This window comes from Cellulosimicrobium sp. I38E (assembly GCF_001647255.1).
Classification (GTDB): domain Bacteria; phylum Actinomycetota; class Actinomycetes; order Actinomycetales; family Cellulomonadaceae; genus Cellulosimicrobium; species Cellulosimicrobium cellulans_E.
In genome coordinates, this window is record NZ_LUAZ01000005.1 from 1 (window position 1) to 781 (window position 781).

Here is a 781-nt window from a genome sequence, read left to right on the forward strand (position 1 = left end):
TGATGGAGGTCGTGATCGCTCCTGCGGAGCGGTTGGCGGTGCTGGCTGCGGACGCGGTCGAGAAGGTGGTGCGGTCGCGGCCGGAGGCGGTGCTGGGGCTGGCGACGGGGTCGTCGCCGTTGAGGGTGTACGACGAGCTGGCGCGGCGCCACCGTGAGGACGGGTTGTCGTTCGCGGGGGTGCGGGCGTTCATGCTCGACGAGTACGTGGGCCTGCCCGCGGAGCACCCCGAGCGGTACCGGAACGTGATCGAGACCGAGATCGCCTCGCGGGTGGACTTCGCCGAGGGCGCGGTCCAGGGCCCGGACGGCAACGCGGCGGACCTGGTCGCGGCGTGCGCGGCGTACGAGGAGTCGATCGCGGCGGCGGGGGGTGTGGACCTGCAGATCCTGGGGATCGGGACCGACGGGCACATCGCGTTCAACGAGCCGGGGTCGTCCCTGGCCTCGCGCACGCGGATCAAGACGTTGACGGCYCAGACGCGTGAGGACAACGCGCGGTTCTTCGGTGACGACGTGGACCAGGTGCCGCGGCACTGCCTGACGCAGGGGCTGGCCACGATCATGTCGGCGCGGCACCTGGTGCTGCTGGCCACGGGCAAGGGCAAGGCGGAGGCGGTGCACCAGCTCGTGGAGGGTCCGATCTCGGCGTTGTGGCCCGCGACGATCATGCAGATGCACCCGCACGCCACGGTGCTGGTCGACGACGCGGCGGCCTCGCGCCTCCAGCTCGGGGACTACTACCGCCAGACGTACGCGTCCAAGCCCGACTGGCAGGGCCT

At 71.7% G+C, this 781-nt stretch carries 1 protein-coding gene; it reads left to right on the forward strand.

Annotated features, from left to right (window positions below; all coding sequences use genetic code 11):
* Nucleotides 1–2: 2 nt before the first annotated feature.
* The coding region (gene nagB / locus A0J59_RS01520; protein ID WP_053371072.1) for a glucosamine-6-phosphate deaminase at nt 3–781 on the forward strand (779 nt) is incomplete at its 3' end.